The 22202-nt window shown below is 42.2% G+C and carries 23 protein-coding genes; 11 read left to right on the top strand and 12 right to left on the bottom strand.

The window, feature by feature from the left end; all coding sequences use genetic code 11:
- Positions 1–19 precede the first annotated feature (19 nt).
- From hscB to trmJ, 7 genes are all read right to left on the bottom strand, one after another.
- On the bottom strand, positions 20–544 hold the full coding sequence (gene hscB / locus AAEZ00_RS05515; protein ID WP_124011766.1) for a co-chaperone HscB: 525 nt from the start codon (positions 542–544) through the stop codon (positions 20–22).
- A 54-nt stretch (positions 545–598) separates the two neighbouring features.
- A complete protein-coding gene (gene iscA, locus AAEZ00_RS05510) occupies positions 599–922 on the bottom strand; it encodes an iron-sulfur cluster assembly protein IscA (protein WP_101032100.1) in 324 nt (107 codons plus the stop codon).
- Positions 923–936: 14 nt separating this feature from the next.
- The gene (gene iscU / locus AAEZ00_RS05505; protein WP_101032101.1) at positions 937–1320 is read right to left on the bottom strand and encodes a Fe-S cluster assembly scaffold IscU; all 384 of its coding nucleotides are present in this window, start codon (positions 1318–1320) and stop codon (positions 937–939) included.
- A 71-nt stretch (positions 1321–1391) separates the two neighbouring features.
- Positions 1392–2606, bottom strand: coding sequence for an IscS subfamily cysteine desulfurase (locus AAEZ00_RS05500; RefSeq protein ID WP_101032102.1), 1215 nt, complete (start codon positions 2604–2606; stop codon positions 1392–1394).
- Between the two features lie 81 nt (positions 2607–2687).
- Positions 2688–3149: a Fe-S cluster assembly transcriptional regulator IscR gene (gene iscR, locus AAEZ00_RS05495; protein ID WP_124011768.1), complete on the bottom strand. Its 462-nt coding sequence runs from the start codon at positions 3147–3149 to the stop codon at positions 2688–2690.
- A gap of 257 nt (positions 3150–3406) precedes the next feature.
- Positions 3407–4228 (bottom strand): serine O-acetyltransferase, encoded by an 822-nt coding sequence (gene cysE, locus AAEZ00_RS05490; protein ID WP_101032104.1) that lies wholly within the window; start codon positions 4226–4228, stop codon positions 3407–3409.
- Between the two features lie 24 nt (positions 4229–4252).
- Positions 4253–4969 (bottom strand): tRNA (cytosine(32)/uridine(32)-2'-O)-methyltransferase TrmJ, encoded by a 717-nt coding sequence (trmJ, locus tag AAEZ00_RS05485; protein ID WP_101032105.1) that lies wholly within the window; start codon positions 4967–4969, stop codon positions 4253–4255.
- A 150-nt stretch (positions 4970–5119) separates the two neighbouring features.
- Here trmJ and suhB point away from each other — a divergent pair, with 150 nt between their 5' ends.
- From suhB to AAEZ00_RS05440, 9 genes are all read left to right on the top strand, one after another.
- The gene (suhB, locus tag AAEZ00_RS05480; RefSeq protein ID WP_351088424.1) at positions 5120–5923 is read left to right on the top strand and encodes an inositol-1-monophosphatase; all 804 of its coding nucleotides are present in this window, start codon (positions 5120–5122) and stop codon (positions 5921–5923) included.
- Positions 5924–6239: 316 nt separating this feature from the next.
- Positions 6240–6644, top strand: coding sequence for a phosphate-starvation-inducible protein PsiE (locus AAEZ00_RS05475; RefSeq protein WP_101032107.1), 405 nt, complete (start codon positions 6240–6242; stop codon positions 6642–6644).
- A 240-nt stretch (positions 6645–6884) separates the two neighbouring features.
- Entirely contained in the window at positions 6885–7187 is a 303-nt protein-coding gene (locus AAEZ00_RS05470; RefSeq protein ID WP_101032108.1) for a PilZ domain-containing protein, read from the top strand.
- 101 nt (positions 7188–7288) lie between these two features.
- Positions 7289–7957: an AAA family ATPase gene (locus tag AAEZ00_RS05465; RefSeq protein WP_101032109.1), complete on the top strand. Its 669-nt coding sequence runs from the start codon at positions 7289–7291 to the stop codon at positions 7955–7957.
- A complete protein-coding gene (locus tag AAEZ00_RS05460; protein WP_101032110.1) occupies positions 7944–8294 on the top strand; it encodes a replication protein RepA in 351 nt (116 codons plus the stop codon). The genes AAEZ00_RS05465 and AAEZ00_RS05460 overlap by 14 nt, the downstream gene beginning before the upstream one ends.
- Before the next feature lie 436 nt (positions 8295–8730).
- Positions 8731–10407, top strand: a complete 1677-nt coding sequence (locus tag AAEZ00_RS05455) for a sensor histidine kinase (protein ID WP_124011769.1) — start codon at positions 8731–8733, stop codon at positions 10405–10407.
- The gene (gene btsR / locus AAEZ00_RS05450) at positions 10404–11114 is read left to right on the top strand and encodes a two-component system response regulator BtsR (protein WP_124011770.1); all 711 of its coding nucleotides are present in this window, start codon (positions 10404–10406) and stop codon (positions 11112–11114) included. Before AAEZ00_RS05455 ends, btsR begins: the two co-directional genes overlap by 4 nt.
- A 131-nt stretch (positions 11115–11245) precedes the next feature.
- Positions 11246–12718 (top strand): carbon starvation CstA family protein, encoded by a 1473-nt coding sequence (locus tag AAEZ00_RS05445; RefSeq protein WP_101032113.1) that lies wholly within the window; start codon positions 11246–11248, stop codon positions 12716–12718.
- Between the two features lie 109 nt (positions 12719–12827).
- The gene (locus AAEZ00_RS05440) at positions 12828–13241 is read left to right on the top strand and encodes a VF530 family protein (protein WP_351088423.1); all 414 of its coding nucleotides are present in this window, start codon (positions 12828–12830) and stop codon (positions 13239–13241) included.
- 28 nt (positions 13242–13269) lie between these two features.
- Here the strand turns inward: AAEZ00_RS05440 and AAEZ00_RS05435 are convergent, their stop codons facing one another.
- From AAEZ00_RS05435 to AAEZ00_RS05425, 3 genes are read right to left on the bottom strand one after another with little or no spacing between them, the layout of a single operon-like run.
- Positions 13270–14205, bottom strand: a complete 936-nt coding sequence (locus tag AAEZ00_RS05435) for a hypothetical protein (RefSeq protein ID WP_124011772.1) — start codon at positions 14203–14205, stop codon at positions 13270–13272.
- Between the two features lie 20 nt (positions 14206–14225).
- Positions 14226–14834, bottom strand: a complete 609-nt coding sequence (gene ribA / locus AAEZ00_RS05430; protein ID WP_101032116.1) for a GTP cyclohydrolase II — start codon at positions 14832–14834, stop codon at positions 14226–14228.
- 37 nt (positions 14835–14871) lie between these two features.
- Complete coding sequence (locus AAEZ00_RS05425; RefSeq protein ID WP_101032117.1) at positions 14872–15228, bottom strand: YibL family ribosome-associated protein; 357 nt, start codon at positions 15226–15228, stop codon at positions 14872–14874.
- A gap of 445 nt (positions 15229–15673) precedes the next feature.
- On the opposite strand from AAEZ00_RS05425, the gene AAEZ00_RS05420 reads away from it, so the two are divergent.
- Together AAEZ00_RS05420 and AAEZ00_RS05415 are read left to right on the top strand one after the other, a co-directional pair.
- Positions 15674–18151: a TonB-dependent receptor gene (locus tag AAEZ00_RS05420; protein ID WP_124011773.1), complete on the top strand. Its 2478-nt coding sequence runs from the start codon at positions 15674–15676 to the stop codon at positions 18149–18151.
- Positions 18152–18321: 170 nt separating this feature from the next.
- Positions 18322–19560, top strand: a complete 1239-nt coding sequence (locus AAEZ00_RS05415) for an NADH:flavin oxidoreductase/NADH oxidase family protein (RefSeq protein WP_124011774.1) — start codon at positions 18322–18324, stop codon at positions 19558–19560.
- 34 nt (positions 19561–19594) lie between these two features.
- Here the strand turns inward: AAEZ00_RS05415 and nrdG are convergent, their stop codons facing one another.
- Together nrdG and nrdD are read right to left on the bottom strand one after the other, a co-directional pair.
- Positions 19595–20062 carry an anaerobic ribonucleoside-triphosphate reductase-activating protein gene (nrdG, locus tag AAEZ00_RS05410; RefSeq protein ID WP_101032120.1) on the bottom strand — a complete coding sequence of 156 codons (468 nt, stop codon included), beginning with the start codon at positions 20060–20062 and terminating at the stop codon, positions 19595–19597.
- On the bottom strand, positions 20062–22179 hold the full coding sequence (gene nrdD, locus AAEZ00_RS05405) for an anaerobic ribonucleoside-triphosphate reductase (protein ID WP_351088422.1): 2118 nt from the start codon (positions 22177–22179) through the stop codon (positions 20062–20064). Before nrdD ends, nrdG begins: the two co-directional genes overlap by 1 nt.
- Positions 22180–22202 lie beyond the last annotated feature (23 nt).

The raw sequence follows: 22202 nt of genomic DNA, 5'->3' as shown, positions 1-22202 counted from the left end.
GTTTAGAATTTTGGGGAATTCAGTCGAGCAAGCCATCTTCAATCCGGGCTAACTCATCATGTAATTTTGCCATAAACTTTAGCTTACGAATTTGATCTGCCGCTAATAATGCATCTGCATTATCATCACTGACCAATAACGTCGCTAATTTAGCAGAGAGGACAGACTCAAACTCACCAAACGATTCATACAGTTCATCAATTGATGGCTGCGGGTCACTGTTATGCGCGATGTCTTCAAGCGCTTCACGCCACTCCATTTGCTGCATCAAAAATGCACCATCTTTCAATGTGGTGGTTTCGTGACTTAATTCAATTCCGCGTAAGCTCAACATGTGTTCAGCACGGCGTAAGGGATTTTTTAACGTTTGATAACCATCATTAACTTGTGCTGTACGCTGAACTGACAAGCGCTTTTGTTGCTCGGTATCATTAGCGAATTTATCGGGATGGACCGCCCGTTGCAGTTCGCGGTAGCGCTCTGCAAGTAAGGCGGTATCGATATCAAAGGCAGGTACAACATTAAACAGATCGAAATAATTCATGGGCAGATATCATGCTTACTGTTTGATATAAACGGCTTAATAGGTAAATAATCGTTAAACGGTGAAACTTTCACCACAACCACATTCACCCTTTGCGTTAGGATTATTGAACTGAAAACCTTCATTTAGGCCTTCTTTGACAAAATCAAGTTCAATACCTTGCAAATAAATAAAGCTTTTAGCATCGATGATGATATTCACACCCTCGATATTATAAAGTTCATCATCGTCATTGAGTTCGTCAACGAACTCAATGACGTATGCCATACCTGAACAACCTGATGTTCTCAACCCAAGGCGCAAGCCAAGGCCTTCCCCGCGATTAGCAAGAAACGATCTAACTCGATCAGCAGCAGCGGGGGTCATTGAAATTGCCATCTTAACTCCAGGTATTACTTAGCTTGTTTGCTTTTATACTCTTCAATTGCTGCTTTAATGGCATCTTCTGCCAAAATTGAGCAATGAATTTTAACCGGCGGCAATGCTAACTCTTCAGCGATGTCGGCATTTTTAATGGTCGCGGCTTCATCAACACTTTTACCTTTAACCCATTCTGTTACTAATGAGCTAGATGCAATTGCGCTGCCGCACCCATATGTTTTGAATTTTGCATCTTCAATAATGCCGTCTGCATTAATTTTAAGTTGCAACTTCATTACATCACCACAGGCTGGCGCACCAACCATACCCGTTACTATTGATGGATCGTTCTTATCAAATGAACCTACGTTACGTGGGTTTTCATAATGATCGATTACTTTTTCGCTATAAGCCATGATAGTACTCCAAAATCTGTGTCGTTATTAGTTTACGATTAATGGTATTACGCTCATTTAATGAGATTAAATTAGTGTTGTGCCCATTGAACTTGGTCCAAATCGATACCATCTTTGAACATCTCCCATAACGGAGACATTTCGCGTAACTTATCAATAGATTCATTTATCGTTTTAATAGAGTGGTCAATTTCTTCATCGGTAGTAAAGCGACCAATAGAGAAACGAATTGAGCTATGTGCCATTTCATCATTTAAACCCAATGCACGTAATACGTAGCTTGGCTCTAAACTTGCTGAAGTACAGGCTGAACCTGAAGAAACCGCTAAGTCTTTTAAGGCCATCATTAACGACTCGCCTTCAACAAAGTTGAAACTTACGTTAAAAATACCACTGTAGCGTTGTTCCATATCACCGTTGATATAGGTTTCTTCGATATGTTTAATACCGTTCCACAACTTGTCACGAAGATGGGTAATACGTGCGCTATCAGCGGCCATGTCTTGTTTAGCAACAGCGGCTGCCTCACCTAAGCCTACGATTTGATGCGTTGCTAATGTGCCACTACGCATACCGCGTTCGTGTCCACCACCGTGCATTTGCGATTCAAGACGAATACGTGGCTTACGGCGAACATAAAGTGCACCGATACCTTTTGGTCCATACATTTTATGGCCAGAAATCGAAATTAAATCTACTTTGGTCGTTTGCACGTCAATCGGAAGTTTACCCGCACTTTGCGCAGCATCCATGTGGAAAAAGATACCTTTTGAACGGCATAATTCACCAATGGCATCGATATCATGTATGACACCAATTTCGTTGTTAACATGCATAATACTGACTAAAATTGTGTCATCGCGCATCGCCGCTTCTAAACGTTCCATTGGGATAATGCCGTTAGCATCGGGAACAAGATAACTGACTTCATAACCTTCACGTTCTAACTGTCTGCAAGTATCTAAGGTTGCTTTATGTTCAGTTTTACTAGTGATGATGTGCTTGCCCTTTTTATGATAAAAGTGGGCAATACCTTTAATCGCAAGGTTACTCGATTCTGTCGCACCTGAGGTAAACACAATTTCACGATGATCAGCATTGATTAAATCAGCAATTTGATTACGGGCGACATCAACCGCCTCTTCAGCTTGCCAACCATAACGATGTGAACGCGATGCTGGATTACCAAACACACCGTCCATTGTCATGTGTTGCATCATTTTTTCTGCGACACGCGGATCGACAGGGGTTGTGGCGGCATAATCTAAATAGATAGGAAGCTTCATAATACACTCCGTACTCAGCAGTCTCAGATGAGGCTACATACAACGTACAAATAATAATGATTTATCAATCAACATAGGGAGTTACAAACTCAATCTATGTTCCTTTTGTATTTCGTCTTGCTTTAACGAGATAAATTGAACGTCTCGTTTTTGCATTAAACCCGCAAGCGAAATACTGTCTAAAAACTCTGAAATTTGTTTACTTAAGTCACCCCATAAAGAATGGGTTAGGCAACGAGTACCACTTTGGCAGTTACCTTTTCCTTGACAACGAGTGGCGTCTACAGATTCATCAACAGCATGCACGACCATACCAATTGAGATATCGTTGGCTTCTAGACCTAGACGATAACCACCACCGGGCCCACGAAAACTCGACACCAAACCATGTTTACGTAACTTTGCGAAGAGTTGTTCAAGATAAGACAAAGAGATACCTTGTCTTTCAGAAATATCGGCTAAAGGCACGGGGCCAGTAGCAGAGTGAATCGCAACATCCAGCATAGCTGTCACTGCATAGCGACCTTTTGATGTAAGTTTCATAACTTGTACTGCTCCCAAAAAGTATGCAGTAATTTGAACATACCCGAGTAATTTAGTCAAGTATTAATCCTACTAAAACACTCGGGTATTAATATGACTAACGCACTCGGATATCATGGCATTTCTTATCACAAAAAGTTCCATATTTTCGCAGAAGGTATTTAACCTTTTTATCTTGGAAGATTCAATGCCGATAAGGCAATTAATCGCATTATCGGCCAATTGTTTGACATGAATCTACAATGACTTATTGATTTTTAAATACTCGGGTCGAACTTATCAATATCTTGTTTACGATTTGTGGCAGCTTCTCGAGAAACGTCATCGAACGCATCAACGTTTAATTCTGGCAACTTTTTAGTACACACTTCACCACCCATAAGTTGAATGGCATTACACAGTTCTTCTACTTTAGAGTCCATTAAATGCATGTGGTCAAGCATTTGCCCTATGGCATTAGCCACTGGGTCGGGGTTATCGGGTGATACTGCGTACGCATCAAAGCCGTACTTTTTAGCTATTTCGGTGCGACGTTCAGTTTTTTCTGTTGACTGGTTGGTCGGTGAAGACACCACTCGCCCGGGTATGCCCACAACAGTATGATCACTGGCGACATCCTTAACAACGACAGAATTTGAACCAACACGAGCACCATCATGCATAGTGATAGGTCCAAGGACTTTGGCCCCTGCACCAATAACCACATTATTGCCTAAGGTGGGATGACGTTTACCTGGCTGCCAGGTGGTCCCTCCCAAAGTAACGCTATGATAAAGCGTACAATCATCACCAATTTCAGCTGTTTCACCGATAACGACACCCATGCCATGGTCAATAAAGAAACGGCGACCAATCGTCGCTCCTGGATGAATTTCAACACCCGTTAACCAACGGGAAAATGTCGATAAACACCTAGCGGTAAAGCGCCAGTTGGCGATCCACAGTTTATGACTAATACGGTGGATCCAAATAGCATGCATACCGGGATAATTAAATATTATCTCTAAGGTACTGTTTGCGGCAGGATCTCGATGATAAATCGATTCAATATCTTCTTTTAGCCTAGCGATGACGACCATGATGTGTTCCTTTACTGCTTAATCTTATTTATCCACTTTCTTATCAATAGAAGTCAAAATACCCCGTAGAATATTCATCTCTGGTGCTTCAATACGCGCACGAGTGTATAAACGACGTAGTTTAGTCATAACTTGTCCAGGATGATTTTTAATCACAAAACCAGTTTTAGACAACGTTGACTCTAAATGGACGAAGAAACGTTCCAGATCAGAGGTTAATGGATATTCATCCGTCACTGCTGGAGTTTCAGTTTGCGCTAGGTGCGCGACTCGGGTTTCATAACAAATAATTTGTACTGCTTGCGCTAAGTTTAACGAGCTATATTCTGGGTTTGCTGGAATAGCCACGTGATAAGTACATTTTTGTAACTCTTCATTACTTAAGCCATGATTTTCACGGCCAAATACAATGGCAACAGGGCCATTTAAGCTTTCTTGATTCAGTTTTAAACCGGCTTCACGAGGATCAAGCATCGGCCAATCAAGGGTACGACTGCGCGCGCTAGTGGCAATCACTAAGCTACAATCGGCTATTGCTTCTTCTAACGAATCAACTCGAGTCAGGTTTTTAAGAATATCTGACGCACCTGCAGCCAGCGCTATCGATTGTCCATCAGGCTCAGCTCTCGGCTCTGCAAGATATAAATTTGATAAGCCCATGGTTTTCATTGCTCTAGCAGTAGAGCCAATATTACCAGGGTGCGAGGTACCAACTAAAACAACACGAATATTACTGAGCATGTAGCACTTTCTTTTAGCTAAAAATATTATCCACATATTAACACAATCGTTAAAAATTACGTTATATGAAAATCTGCATTTGATATAACTGTCAAATTAAGTATAATGCGGGCGCTATTTTACTCGTTCTTTAACATCCAGGGGATTGCAATGCATCCGATGCTGACTATTGCCACGCGCGCCGCACGCGCCGCAGGCCAAACTATTATGCGCGCCTATACTGAGCTTGATCGTGTTGAGGTAAGCAGTAAAGGTATTAATGATTTTGTGACTAGTGTGGACAAGGAAGCAGAAGCAACTATTACTTATCAAATTCGTAAATCTTATCCAGACCACACCGTCATTGGTGAGGAAAACGGTGAAAACCGTGGTGAAAACAAAGACTATGTTTGGATAGTTGATCCTTTGGATGGCACTAACAACTTCGTTCGTGGTATTCCTCACTTTGCGGTATCTATCGCAGTTCAATATAAAGGCAAAATTGAAGTTGCCGTTATTTACGATCCTGTCCGTGAAGAATTATTTTCAGCGGTTCGCGGCAAAGGCGCTAAGCTCAATGATTTCCGTATGCGTGTAACCAATGTCAATGATTTAAGCAATACGATGATCGGCACCGGTTTTCCATTTAAAGCACGCCAACACACAGAAAGCTATATGGCTATTCTGAGTGAAGTGTTCCCATTGTGTGCAGATATTCGTCGTGGCGGTTCAGCTGCGTTAGATTTAGCCTACGTTGCTGCAGGCCGTTTAGACGGTTTCTTTGAAATTGGCTTAAAGCCATGGGATATCGCTGCAGGCGACTTAATTTGTCGTGAAGCAGGCGGTACCGTTACCGACTTCATGGGTGCGCATAACTACATGATTTCAGGCAATATTGTTGCTGGCAGCCCGAAAATGACGACTCAACTGGTTAAAACCATGCGTCCTTTACTAAATGAAGGCTTAAAACGTTAATCGTTAGCCATATATTATTGTATAGATCCTTAGCAATAATCGATTTAAACCGCTAAAGCACAGCTATAGCGGTTTTTTTATGTCTGTCATATAGAGCCCCTGCAATACTTGTAACACTTCTTGTTTTATCCCAGTCAATCTTAAAATGAGTCATACCAATCATATGGTGTACTTGATCAGTTCAGTACGGCTAACGTTTTTTAAGACAGAACTTATTAAAAAGCCATGATATATCTTGCAAAATAGAGCAACAATGCTGGGAAATCATCCCAAATTCGTCAATAATAGTATCTTGATTTTGTTAATGTAGAAGATTATGCGACAACTGCGAAACTTAGGCCTAAAATCCTTAAAAAGTATCGAATATTTAGTGTTATTTATTATTGCACTGGCGACCGTATTTGCCATTGGTGAAGAAATTCTTCATATGTTTGACATTAGAACCGTGGAACTAGCTGACTTACTCCTACTATTCATATATCTTGAAGTATTAGCTATGGTGGTCAATTATATCGAATCAGGTAAATTACCTATCCGTATGCCGCTTTATATTGCGATTGTCGCCTTGGCTCGGTATTTAATTTTAGACATGAAGGGCATGGAAGATTGGCGTATTTTAGCGATTTCGCTTTCGACCATTTTACTGGCGAGCACCGTTATCGTGATCCGCTGGGGCCAATTGAAAATGCCTTACCCTAAAAACCAAGACTACGATAATTAATCATCTTAACGGTTCAGCCAAATAAAGCCGAGTATCGATTACTCGGCATGTTGACCAAAGTTTGGTTTTGCTTAACAAAGTAACTATGCTAAAAGTTAACAGTAGAACGTTAAAAGCTGAAATTATAGAATAAAACCAGAAAATTGTTAGATTAATAGATATTAAGTATTGTTGGTAATGAACCGTCACAAAGCAACAGATATAGATGCTGACAGATTAACCATTTCAAGGAGATACATAATGGGGCAAGAGCCAACAGGGTTCGAAGAAAAACGCAGTTCTTTACGTTTAGATATGGAAGCTGAGCGGATCCGTCTAGATTGGATTAATGCACAAGGCGAATCATGTATAGACCATGGTATCTGTATTGACCTCGCCCGCAAAGGAGTCTTATTTGACTTCAAAGCCAGTTTTAAAGTCGGTGATTTGATCGCATTAACGTTCAATGAAAATACCAATAAACAAAATACGATTAAAGGCCAAGTCTGTCGCTGTACCGAATGCTCGCCTTACAGTTACCATATTGCTTTACAGCTTATTTAATTGATTATTTTATGCAGTACCCTATGGCGGCTCTGTACTCAAAATAAAATACCAATCAATATTTTCGGTGCAACAAGGCGCCTAGCATCAAGGATCACAACATGATATTGCTCGTCGGCGGAGAAAAAGGTGGCAGTGGAAAAAGCTGTTTAGCACAAAATATTGCCGTACACATTAGTCAAAAATACGATGCCAATGTGCTAATGGTTGACTGCGACCCGCAACGAACCACATCAGACTGGATCCAAGCTCGCAATAATGACCCCAGCCTAAAAGCCATCAATTGTATTCAGCTTTATGGCAAAATCCGTAATGATCTGCTGAGTTTAAATGAACGGTTTGACTATGTCATTGTTGATTGTGGCGGCCAAGATAACCTTGCAATGCGAGCGGCCATGTCTGTAGCAACCTATGTTGTGATCCCGCTTCGTCCAAAGCGTCGCGATCTTAAAACCTTACCTCATATGGAAGACATGCTCAGTACCTGTAAGATGGTCAATCCCAAAATGATTGCAGCCATTGTGATAACGCAATGCCCTGCACTGCCATCTCAAGGTAAACGTATTTTAGAAGCGAAGGAAGTCGTGGAGTCTTTTGGTTTACGTGCACTCAACTCAGTGACGTTTAGTCGTAATATCTATGATGATAGTGAAGAAAGTGGCTCTTCTGTCCTAGAAATCGATCCTAGCGGTAAAGCTGCTGATGAAATTAGAGCCATTGCCGATGAACTGTTTGCCATTCCGCCAGAAAATAGCTATGAGTTTAACTGATCTTAAGCGCAAGAAAACTAAAGATACCCGAGTCAAGGTATCTGTTGACGACTTTATTGAAGATGCTAATAATTATGCGTTGGGTTTAGGGGCGTCTCATGACCAGCCCGTTATCACCTCAACGACTCAAGACTTTCTAAAAGGGCTCGATAAAAAAAGTACTAAAATTTATCGTCATGCCACTTTTACATTAACCGAAAAAAGTATTTCACAATTAGATGAGATAGCCAAAAGCAACAAAGTGGCTAAATCAAAAATACTCAGAATACTCATTGATGATTTTTATCAGCAAAGTAACACCAAGCAATCTGATTTATTAAGAAAAACATCACGCTAACGATAGGACTTTTCGATGAGTATTATCAACAGATATGTTGGCAAGCACGATGTCCAATGATGTGATCAAATACCCATAACATTGACCTTTAATGGTTTCAACGTGTGGGCGCAGATATACTTGATTAGCACAGACAATTCATCATTGAAGACGAGTCATTATTAGAGATCGGACCCGATAATAAGCTGCGCACAGAGATACGTTATCTCTAATCTCTATTCGGTCATAGCCTTGAGTTGATAATCAATTACTGCTGATGCCTTTTAATATCATGCTAAAATTAAAGTAGTATTATTTATATTGCACTCATATTTGTGGCAACGAGACGCCACTAGCGACCCCCAGCTAACCAGTAATGGCTCTCTTATCAGAGCAAAAAAATAATATATTTAGCCACCAAAATCTGACTGCCTTTAATGAATCCATAAGAGAAAATATGCCGTTAATATTACTGCTAACACAACAGATGTGTGTTTATTTAGTTCTCGTTTACTTAGTCAGTAAAACGCCGTTATTTAAATTTTTTGCAGAAACATCAAAACGCTTACCTCATAAAATCTTTATCTACCTTGTGTTCTCCAGCTTTTGCATTATGGCAACTTACTTTGGTGAGCAAACATCAGGAGCCATTGCCAATACTCGGGCGATGGGGGCTGTATTAGGCGGATTGCTAGGTGGTCCAGTCACTGGTTTGTTGGTTGGGCTAACGGGTGGATTACACCGTTATTCTATGGGGGGATTTACCGATATTGCCTGCGCGATATCGACCACCTTAGAAGGCTTATCTGCTGGGATGATCAGCTATTATTTAAAAAAAGCCGGTAAACCTGAATTGGCTTATCAGCCTATTATCGTATTTGGGGTGACGTTTATGGCTGAAATAATGCAGATGTCAATTATTTTACTGGTCGCAAAACCCTTTGACCAAGCTTGGGAATTGGTCAAGCTAATCGCTCCACCTATGCTACTGATTAACTCCCTAGGCGCGGCGATGTTTATGAGTATTGTTCGCGACCAAAAAGCCATGTTTGATAAACTCTCATCCAGTTTTTCGACCAACGCGCTCAAAATAGCTGAACGCAGTGTCGGATTATTGTCCAAGGGCTTTGATTTGGAGTCGAGTAAAAAGGTTGCCCAAATCGTCATAGAAGAAACCCAAGTCGGGGCTGTCGCCATTACAGACAGACATAAATTACTCGCCTTTATTGGTATTGGGGCTGATCATCATATTCCTAATACGCCAATTTCATCCCAAATCACCCTTGATGCCATTGCACACAATCGGGTGATGTTTGCCGATGGTGTCGACACTAGCTATGCTTGCTCCATAGCCGCTAATTGCAGTTTAGGTTCAAGTCTAGTCATACCACTGCTCAGTAACGATGAGGTCATTGGCACCATTAAGTTATACGAACCTAAAAATAAGCTCTTTTTAAACATTAATCGCACCTTAGGCGAAGGGATTGCAAGGTTACTGTCAAACCAAATTCTCTACGGGCGATTTGAACAACAGAAAAGTTTATTGATGCAAGCAGAAATTAAATTGTTACAAGCGCAAGTTAATCCGCACTTTTTATTTAATGCGCTCAATACTATCAGCGCCATTATTAAACGTGACCCACAAATGTCGAAGCAATTATTACAGCAATTATCCCAGTTTTTGCGCATCAACTTAACTCGCACCACCGGGCTGGTGACCATGGCTGATGAACTTGAGCATATTGATGCTTACCTCTCCATAGAGCGGGCTCGTTTTATTGATAAACTGCAGGTTACCATTGATATTCCGGCAATTTACCATCATCTAAAAATGCCCGCGTTTACCTTACAACCTTTGATTGAGAATGCGGTTAAACATGGAACATCGCGCTTACTTGATGCGGGCATTATTAATGTAAAAGCCACACCCGATGGCGAAGACTTATTACTCAGCGTGACCGACAATGCAGGTTTATACCAACCATCCACTAACACTGAGGGTTTAGGGATGAATTTAGTCCACAAACGGATCCAAAATTTATTTGGTGACCAATACGGGATTGAGGTCGAGTGTAAAACCGATCTATTCACTTGCATCAGTGTGCGTTTACCTCTGGAGGAGATAGACCAATGATCTCCTGTTTAATCATTGATGATGAACCTTTTGCTCGTCAAGAAATCGCCGATTTATTGGCACTACAAGCAGATATTCAGGTGTTGGGGCAATGCAGCAATGCGATTGAAGCACTGCAACAAATCAACCAATTAAAACCCGCATTAATTTTTGTCGACATTCAAATGCCGCGTATTAACGGCATGGAACTGATTGCCATGCTTAGCCCAGAAAATATGCCTAGAGTCGTCTTTGTCACTGCTTATGATGAATATGCCGTTAAAGCATTTGACAACAATGCCTTTGATTATTTACTCAAACCCATTGATGAAAAACGCTTTAACCAAACACTCAATCGAGTCAGAGCCGATCTGTCACCACAAATGATGCACCCTATGATCCCAACTCAGTTAGCCCATTTACCCTGTTACAGCGGTAATAAACTCAAAGTAGTCGCAACGGCTGATGTTGAATATATTTTTAGTGATGTCGGTGGGATCCATGTGTGCTCAAATAAAAATTATTGTCACACCCAATTAACCTTGAAAGTGTTGCAAGAAAAAACCCCGTTAATCCGCTGCCATAAACAATATTTATTATCTCCCAACGCTATTTCTGAAATAGAACTCATTGATTCAGGTGCAGAAGTCACTACCCGTAGTGGTGCAAAAGTGCCCGTTTCACGCCGTTATTTAAAAGAGCTTAAATTATTACTGGGCTACCAATAACCAACTCATCTCGCCGCTTAGTCTGCCTATTTACCGCTTAGGCACCCGATCCGACCACTTAATTAACTGTCACCCTTTTTTGATAAAAACTGCTTTACAGTGATATCACTTAAAAATGGGGAGATAACAAAATGACGTGGTTTTTACTCTGTGTGGGCCTGCTAATCGGCGGCTACTTTATTTATGGGGCCTTTGTCGAAAAAGTATTCGGCATCAATACCCAGCGACAAACACCTGCTTTCACCCAAACAGACGGCGTCGACTTCGTGCCAATGTCCAAAGGTAAAGTGTATTTAATTCAACTGCTAAATATTGCCGGTGTGGGGCCAATTTTTGGTCCTATTTTAGGCGCATTATATGGCCCAGCCGCTATGTTGTGGATTGTATTTGGTTGTATTTTTGCCGGTGCGGTTCACGATTACTTCTCGGGAATGCTATCGGTACGCAATAACGGTCAGTCAGTACCCAGCTTAGCAGGTAAATACCTAGGTAAAAACGCCAAGCACTTTATGAACTTGTTTGCCATTATCTTATTATTGTTAGTCGGCGTGGTATTCATCTCTGCACCTGCTGGCTTACTGAGCAAACTGACTGGTTTAGATGTTACCCTCTTTGTTGGTATTATTTTTGTCTATTATTTAATTGCCACCATCGTTCCTATCGACAAGATCATTGGTCGCTTATACCCATTCTTTGGCGCATTACTGGTATTTATGTCAGTGGGACTTATCATAGCGTTAGCCATGTCAAGCGAACACACCATGTTAGCGGGTTTTGAAATGGGTGACTTCGTTACTAATTTAAACCCTAACGACATGCCATTATGGCCTGCCTTGTTCATCACCATTGCTTGTGGTGCCGTATCTGGTTTCCATGCTACACAATCACCATTAATGGCACGTTGTGTTGAAAATGAGTCAAATGGCCGCTTTGTGTTTTTTGGTGCCATGATTGGCGAAGGTATTATTGCGCTAATTTGGTGTGCCATTGCATTATCATTCTTTGGTGGTGTAGAAGGATTAAATGCCGGTATGGCAGGCAACCCAGCTAACGTAGTGTACGAAGCCTCTAACGGATTATTGGGCACATTTGGTGGCTTCTTAGCTATCTTGGGTGTCATTGTATTACCTATCACCTCTGGCGATACTGCATTTCGTTCAGCTCGCTTAATCTTGGCTGAATTCTTTAACATTAAACAAATCGAGTTACCTAAGCGCCTTATGCTTGCAGTGCCCCTTTTTGTTGTAGGTGCGGTGCTAACTCAAGTCGATTTCGGGGTGATTTGGCGCTACTTTGGTGTCGCAAACCAAACTACCGCAGTGATGATGTTATGGACTGCAGCAGCTTATTTACTGCGCCATAATAAATTTCATTGGATTTGTACTGTACCGGCGATGTTTATGACTTGTGTGGTGATTAGTTTCATACTCAACTCATCAACATTAGGCGCAGGTTTACCGATGACAGTGTCAACGATTGCAGGTTTAGTCTCCACAGCAATAATCACTGCGATGGTGATCATAAAAACCAAAGGCAAAGGCGATGTTGATACGGACAATGATATTGACGATGATGATAAAGTTGAACTAGCCAACGAGCTATAACATTCAGTATGGTTAAATAAATGGCAGCCTTGACTGCCATTTTTACGTTGATATCACTTTGGCGACAATGTGGGTATAATATTGCAAACTTAATTAGCTCGCACAATCCATGACCCAAGCAAACAATCCGCTTCACGGCATTAAACTAGAAACTATCGTTACTGAACTCGTTGAAAAGTACGGGTGGGAAGCATTAGGATCTAGGATAAATATTCAGTGTTTCAAAGATAATCCGAGTGTAAAATCAAGCTTGAAGTTTCTGCGTAAAACGCCTTGGGCGCGTGATAAAGTTGAATACTTATATCTTAAGGCCAACAAACTGCCCTTGCCGCCACCTAAAGACGATAACCGCGGTTCTTTTGCGGCTAAAACGCGGCCTGCGAAGGTAAAAACACCGTCAGCTAAACCCGTCTCAAATAAAACGGTTGCCGCTAAAGCTAAAGCTGACTCTGACTCTGACACAGCAAGTACAGAATCAACAACACCAGTCAATGCCGATATTTGGGGAGCAAGCTCAAATTAGCTTATCAATGGCTAAACTCTGCCAGGGCTTATAGCGGAAATTCGAAAATTAATCGCCAAACTTTAAGCCCGCCACCCACTTGATAACTGAACCCAAAATGTTCGATTTTTACGCTGTCTAAGCCTATCGCACTGAAGCTGATGGGTTTTGAAAAGGCTAATGTCGTGCCGATTTCATAAGTGTATGAGGTTAAAACATCATTACCAACTGGGGTGACGAATTTTAGTTTGTCAAAATACCAATGTGCGGCAATAAAAAATCTCGGCGCCACAAGGGTATCTTGCCACTGCCAATCATAATTAACCCCAAAGTCGATACCGGTTTTAAATACCGAATAGCCTTCTGTGCTGTCATTTTGATTACTTTGATAGCCGGCATAATACACTCGGTTTACCCATACAGGGGTGAATAAAGGCGCATCAAGTTTATAGAGGGCCGATATGCCTGTGGAAAAAATCCCGACATGGCTGTAAGTCGAAAAATTATGCCCATAGCCTAAATCAACATAACTCTCCAATGTTAGCTGATCATCCACCAGCCAATGATATTCAAGCCCTGGCGTTAAAGTAATAGTGCCCACATTGTTAGGAAAACTGCCTTGAGGTAAGTCATTAAATGAATAATCAAAAAAACCAAACGATGCCGTAAAACGTAACTTCAACACGTAATCATCTGCTGAATCAAGTTCGAATCCCATCGGGATATTGGCAACAGCAGCACTTTGGCCAGAGGTACGATAAATACCACTGCCTAAGTAATTGGCAAATGCATAATGAGAAGCATCTGGTTCAGAGATCAATTCAGGCGATGTAGCGGGAGATAATTCAGATGCTTGGCTAATATTACTGCCAAGAATGAGTAATACCGTCACGGATATGACGCGAGAAAAAGGATACAAAAAACGCGTATAACTAAACGATGATGAACCAATGAGTGGTATGATCTGCCTTTGTTTCATCATCATCTAAACTTTATGTTGTCAGGCTATTCATCGTGGAAGTAGTGCTCCGACATCATATGACCCATTTCAGTTGACTTGGTCTTTAAATATGATTCGTTGTAACGATTTTTACCTACTTGTAATGGGATACGTTCGACCACTTCAATGCCAACATTTTGCATTGCCATGACTTTACGCGGATTATTGGTCATCAACTTCACTTTAGTGACCCCAATTTTCTCTAGCATAGGCAAAATCATGTCGTACTTGCGCATATCCGCTTCAAAACCTAAACGCAAATTAGCTTCTACCGTATTGGCGCCAGCATCTTGCAGCTCATAAGCACGAATTTTATTGAGCAAACCAATCCCACGTCCTTCTTGACGTAAGTACAACAAAAAGCCTTGGCCTTTCTCAGCAATGCTTTGCATTGCTGCTTGTAATTGAAATCCACAATCACAACGTAAACTAAATAATGCATCACCGGTCAAACATTCTGAATGAATACGACCTAGCATAGGTTGAGTGGGATCCAGTTGACCGAATGTCAACGCAACGTGTTCTTTACCCGTGGCGGTCTCTTCAAAACCGTGCATAGCAAAAACCCCCCAAGGAGTGGGTAACTTAGATGTTGCGATATACTTTATCGACATGAATTAACCTTACGACAACTAACTGTAAAAGAAAATATTAGAACTTAGCAGGAGCAAAACCTGTTACATCTTTAATGCCCATTTCACGGCCTAATGCCGTTAAAGGATGCACAACCACTAAGCCTTTAACTGATTTATTTAACTTGCCCATATCAGCTTGTTCTGCTTTGGTTAGCGTGCGCTTAAAGCCTAGCGCTTTCAACGCTGTACCTTCTTGGCTAAACTGACGTGTTTGTTGGCCTTTAATATTTGCGATTCGCTTAGTAACGGTTGCCACTTCTTTCTTAAACTGCAGGACAATCGCGGCATCACCACGTGCTTCAGCCGCGGCTAATTTGCGACGAAACTTGTCTAATTTATCATTCCAAGTCTGCAGCTCTTGCTTTAAATTCATTTGATTACCTTCAATGCTTTACTGTGTTAATGATTCATTTTCGCTTATGCGTTTATCACAACACCGTTTCGGAGGCAGATTATATACCCAAAACCCCCTAAGATGCGAATAGCAAACGCTTGATATATGAATGTACCAGCAAACTTTTTCACCCCATACAAATAATCAAGATATTATTACATTACAACAAACAATCAACACTATTGGACTGTGCACATTTTGCATGACTTACGTAATGTGTTTTATGCCATCGTATATACCTAATCGCCCCATGGTTTATGCCCTTCGCTGCCAAGTTAGTGATCCGCATTTCTCACTCATATTGATTAATTGATCCGCAACCAAATCACCTATATCCCCTTTTTACGACATTTGAGATAAATCACTATTGCAATACTTATGATAATCATTATCATTCGCACTATTGTAAATAAAGGTGCCTGTTATGACGTTACTCCGTTTATCTCTCCTTGCCATTGCCTGTCAAGGTGTACTGTTTCCCGTTTATGCTCTCGCACAAACTCCCATTAGCCAGCCTAAAGCAGGAACACAGGCATCAACTGATAAGGCCAATACATCATCCCCAACTGATTATGAACGTATTACTGTTTACGGCAGACAAAACCACGTGGTGATGAACTCAGGACTGGCGACCAAATCGAATATGTCACTGATGGAAACCCCCGCAGCGGTGGTTATTGTTGATGAGGCATTAATTGACTCGCAAGGCATCACTAATATGCAAGAGTTGGTGCGTAACATCAGCGGAGTGACTCAAGCGGGCAATAATTATGGTATTGGCGACAACTTAGTGGTGCGCGGATTAGGTGCCAACTATACCTATGATGGTATGTATGGCGGCGCAGGTTTAGGTAACACCTTTAACCCAACACGTTCGCTGACCAACGTCAGCTCAGTCGAGGTGCTCAAAGGGCCTGCAACAGGACTTTATGGCATGGGCAGCGCAGGCGGCGTCATTAATCTTATTGAGAAAAAGCCAGCATTTGACGGTAAACAGTTGTTTGAAGCAGAAGTGGGTCAATGGGACACTTATTCATTGATGGCCGACAGCACAGGCGCAATAACCGACGATATGGCTTATCGAGTGGTGGCTAAAAGTGCCCGCAGTGATGGCTATCGCGATTTGGGTACCGACAGAGATGAAGTTTATGGCTCACTAAAGTTTGTATTAGACGACAACCAAAATCTGATGCTATCTGCTGCTTACATTAACGATGCCATTCCGGTTGACTCGATTGGCCATCCTATCCGTATTTATAATGCCGCTTCTGTCGATGGTAAAACTGCAGCTGACGTTAGCTGGCAAGATCTGGTTAACGACCCAAGCAGCAAAGGTTTACAACTTAGCGATGAGCAGCGCCAACAACTGGCTGACTCGTTAAGTGCCAGTGACGGACAAACGCCATATGAGTTTGGTCCCAATGGGCTTATTTCACCGATGGCGAAAGACAACCAAGGTGAAGAGTTGCGCTTTAAACTCACCCATAATATTTACCTCACCGATAACTTATTCTTAAACCAACAGCTGCAATATCGTAATTACGAAACGGCTTTTGCTCGTCAAACGGGTGCTTATAACTATGTATATTGGCAACGAAATGGAGTGATTAACCAAAATCCTCGTGCGCCGCTTGTTGAAAATGATGTGTTATATCCCTACGCAGCACGTCGTCAGGAATACCGCAAAGTGTCCGCAGACGAAAAGTCATGGCAGTATTTTGCCGACTTACGTTATGACTTTGACATTGGCAACATTAGTAACGAATTACTGGTCAATGTTAACGTTGAAGACCGCGATATCCGCTTTAAGCAGTATTCGATTTACGACGCCGACTATACCTTGAAAGACCCCAACGGCAATCAATCCTATCAAGGCTCTCTACCTTTTATTTATGATATCCGTAACCCAAATTGGGGTGAAGGAGAATTTGAAGATTACGACCCATTATTAACCAGTAACTACAATAAATCTGTCACTGCATGGGGTTTGGGCGTACAACATGTGGGTTACTTAGGGGGCGGCTTTACCAGCCGTATTGGCGTTGCCTTTAATGAGATTAAACAAAGCTATGAACACTTAGGTGTTGATGCCCGCTACAGCAGTAGCCTAGCCGATCCTCAGCCAGAAGCCGACACCACAGATAACGGTGTAACCTACAATTTAGGCTTAACCTTTATGCCTACTGCCGATATCTCTATATTTGTTAATCACTCTAAAGGCCGAACAGCATACCGTGTGTTAGGCGACGTAAAAGGTAATGAAGCTGACCGCGAAGATTCGCAATCAATCAGTAATGATTTGGGTATTCGCGCCAAAGCATTTGATGACCAATTATTGGCATCATTAGTATTGTTTAAAACCTCACGCACCAATCTGGCTTATACCAACCCAAATTACGACAGTAGCGCGGTCACGCCTGATATTGACCCATACTTTTATGATGGCAGCGAAGATACCAAAGGGGTAGAACTGGATCTGAATGCTTATTTAAGTGACCAGTGGAAAGTGAACCTTAACGCGGTTTACCAAGATGCCAGAGACAATCAAAATCCCAATAGTAGTGATTATGGCCAACGCCAAAAAGGTGTGCCTTATGTAACCGCGGGGGCTTGGGTAACTTATGCAGCAGAATTGGGCTTATCAGCGCCACTATCATTAAGCCTAGGAGCCAAATATGTGGATGAGCGTAGTACACACTCAAGTTCGTTTGGCATACCTGACGGCTACGTACCAAGTTACACCGTAATCGATTCAGCCATTAGTTATGATGTTGAGCGTTATAAAGTTCAATTGAACATTAATAACATCTTTAATGAAACTTATTACGATAAAGCCATGTTCTTAGGCGGATTGCCCGGCGAAGAGCGCAACGCGAAGTTAACGGTAACCTATCGAATTTAATGCAATAGTGGTTTGGGTTCGGTTTGATCAAAATCGAATGACAACATGGTGTAAAGCACTGCCTTTTGCAGTGCTTTTTTATCCCTGTTTGATAAGGATAATTGACTATCTAGGCTACATGTAGGATAACCGAGACATTAATTCAAGCGGTTACCTTAGGATATTATTTGATGGCTAATACCATTTTTACCCCATACACCTTGACCAATGGCGCAATTATTCCTAATCGGTTGGTCAAAGCCGCCATGGAAGAAAATCTTGCTAATGCCCTGCAACAACCTGATCACGCATTGTTCAGCTTATATGATGCTTGGGCAAAAGGCGGCGTTGGATTAATGATCACCGGCAACGTCATGATTGATCCCTTAGCCATGACCGGCCCTGGCGGCGTGGTATTAACCTCTAGCAGCGCACTTGCCCCCTTCACTCAATGGGCCAAAACGGCTAAACAACATAGTGCCAGAGTATGGATGCAGATCAATCATCCCGGCAGACAGGTGTTTAAAACCATGGGCGGTAAGAATATTGCCCCATCAGCTATCGCACTCGATCTAGGTAAACATTCATCAATGTTTTCTGAGCCTAAAGCCATGACTACTGCAGATATTGACGACGTTATCCAACGTTTTGTTACCACAGCCAGCATGGCTCAACAAGCGGGGTTTGATGGCGTACAAATTCATGCCGCACACGGATATTTACTGGCACAATTTTTATCGCCATTAACCAACAGGCGCAATGATGAATGGGGCGGAAGTCTTCATAATCGTGCCAAACTATTAATGGAAGTGGTCAAGCAAGTTAGGCTGAGATGTGGTGCCGGTTTTGACATTGCGGTAAAACTCAATTCAGCCGATTTTCAACGGGGTGGCTTTGATATCGACGATGCCGAAAAAGTCATTACTATGCTGGCGCAGCATCAAGTAGAAATGGTGGAATTATCAGGCGGCAGCTATGAAGCACCCGCTATGCAAGGTCGCAGTGCCGATGAACGCACCTTAGCTCGAGAAGCTTACTTTTTAAGTTTAACCGCGCAGTTGGTCCAGCGCAGCCCTATACCTTTAATGTTAACAGGGGGGATTTATCGCCTGCCAGTGGCACAACAAGTCATTGATACCGGCTTTGCCTTATGCGGTATTGCCAGCGCCCTCGCCTTTTATCCCAACTTAGCCAATAAGTGGCGAACACAGCCCGAGTTTATCCCGTCTATTCCAATGGTTAATTGGCAAAGTAAGCCCTTAGCTGGGCTGGCAACTATGGCTATCATTAAACGCCAACTTCGCCGCATAAGCCAAGGGAAACCACCACAAACCAATGATTCCCCCTTGTGGAGTTTAGTGGTCGATCAATTTAGAACGAAACAACGCACTAAGAGTTATCGACATGCTTTAGGCATCACGAACGCTTAAAACACTCATGCTTAACACCGTCTAGATTCAAACACTATCTGTTAAAACGATAAACCTGTTGATTGCTGCTACCGCGCCACAATAGCGCGGGATCAGCTTTATCTTGTTCAAACTTACCGTCAATCATTACATCCACCAAGTTCACCACGGTTTGTTGCTGCTCACTTAGATCAGCAAGTTGGTAACCGGTCCATAACCAAATATCTTTCTCGGGACATTCATCCTTTACCCGCATCACCAATTTCAATATCGCTTCAAGGTTAGCGGGATGCAGCGGATCACCACCGCTTAACGATAAGCCGCGACGGAAAATACGACTGTCGGTTAAATCATTAATAATCTGATCTTCTAACGCTTGGCTAAATACATGCCCAGCATCCACACGCCAAGTGCTTTGGTTATAGCATCCCTTACAAGCATGCTCGCAACCGCTGACAAATAACGTGCAGCGAGTGCCCTCGCCGTTGATCACATCAATACTATGATAAGCACTATAATACATTATAAATGCTTCACTCTGCGCTTCACTTCTTCTTGCTTACCAAAGTTAAACGGCCGTGAATCTGGGCTGCCCAAATAGCCACAAACTCGTCGAATCACAGACACTCGACTAGGTTCGTGATTACCGCATTTGGGGCAAACAAAGCCCTTGCTGGTACAATTGAACTCACCGATATAGCCACAATCGTAACACTCATCAATCGGAGTGTTGGTGCCGTAATATGGCACCCGACTGTAGCTGTAATCCCAAACATTTTCGAGCGCTTCAATATTGTGCTGCATGTTAGGGTATTCGCCGTAGCAAATAAATCCACCATTGGCGATAGCCGGATAAGGTTGTTCAAAATCAATCTTATCGTATGGATTCACTTGCTTTTCAACATCTAAATGGAAACTATTCGTGTAATAGCCTTTATCTGTCACCCCTGCCACCACACCGAACTGAGTCGTATCAAGCTGGCAAAAACGGCTACATAAATTTTCACTCGGAGTACTGTACAAACTAAAACCATAACCCGTTTCTTGCTTCCAAGATTCAGTGGCTTGCTTCAAATGATTAATGATCGCAACAGCTTTCTCACGTAATTGAGCGTTATCAAACACATGTTCAGCATTGCCATACAAGGCATTAATGGTTTCGTGTAGGCCAATAAAGCCTAACGAAATTGACGCACGACCATTTTTAAAGATCTCGCTAACATCATCATCGGCATTTAAGCGCACGCCACACGCCCCTTCCATATAAAGAATTGGTGCCACTCGCGCTTTAACCCCGGTTAACCGAGCAATGCGAGTATCTAACGCTTTGCGTGCAATCAGTAGTCGCTGGTCGAGTAATTGATAAAAACGCTGTTCATCTTGACCTGCTTCCAACGCAATACGCGGTAAGTTAAGGCTAACAACACCTAAATTATTGCGTCCTTCATGTACCAATTGGCCATCTTCTTCATAAGTGCCCAAAAATGAACGACAACCCATCGGAGTTTTAAATGAACCAGTGACTTTCACCACTTGATCATAATTTAAAATATCAGGGTACATGCGCATAGTTGAACAGGTTAATGCCATCTTTTTAATGTCGTAATTGACGTCAGCCGCTTTATGATTCACGCCATCTTTAATCGCAAACACCAATTTAGGGAATACTGCCGTTTTACGGTTTCTGCCTAAGCCAGCCATGCGCACAGTTAACATAGATTGCTGAATTAAACGAGATTCCCACGATATCCCCAATCCAAAACCAAAGGTAACAAAGGGCGTTTGCCCGTTGGCGGTATGTAAGGTGTTGACTTCATATTCAAGCGATTGAAACGCGTCATGACACTCTTTTTCGGTTTGAGTCATCGCATAATCTTCCACGTCGGCCACTTGCCATTTTTTAGCGACGCTAAGGTGCTTTTGATAACTAATTTGTACAAACTCAGCTAACACTTCATCAATACGGTTAATCGTTGTGCCACCATAAATATGGCTCGCCACCTGTGCAATAATTTGCGCCGTCACAGCCGTTGCGGTCGAAATCGATTTAGGCGGTTCTATTTCAGCATTGCCCATTTTAAAGCCATGAGTCAGCATGCCGGCTAAATCGATTAACATGCAGTTAAACATCGGGAAAAATGGTGCGTAGTCTAAGTCGTGATAGTGGATTTCGCCCTTTTCATGTGCGTCGACAACATCTTTAGGTAATAAGTGAGTTTTGGCGTAATGCTTGGCAACAATCCCGGCAAGTAAGTCACGTTGAGTGGGGATCACTTTGGCATCTTTATTGGCGTTTTCGTTTAAAATGGCACTGTCTGATTGCTCAACCAAGCCGCGAATAGCACAATTTAATTTACTTTGAGTTTCACGATGGGTATCGCGATCATGGCGATATTCAATGTAATGACGTGCCACCGATTTATACGGCCCAGACATTAATAAGTTTTCGACTGCATGTTGTAGTTCGTGAATATCAACTTCGGTTTTCGCAGCCATTTGCTGTTCAACCGTTTGCGCTAACTGCTGCGCATATTGATGATCTGCTTGACCTGCAGACTCCATTGCTGCAACTACAGCCTCTTTGATCCGACATCCATCAAAGGCGGTTCGACATCCATCTCTTTTCACGACTACAAGCATACGACCATCCTTACAAGCACTAT

The sequence above is a fragment of the Shewanella sp. S1-49-MNA-CIBAN-0167 genome (assembly GCF_040310145.1).
GTDB lineage: Bacteria > Pseudomonadota > Gammaproteobacteria > Enterobacterales > Shewanellaceae > Shewanella > Shewanella psychromarinicola.
The sequence above is the reverse complement of the archived record's forward strand: the minus strand, read 5'-3'. Positions and strand labels throughout refer to the sequence as shown.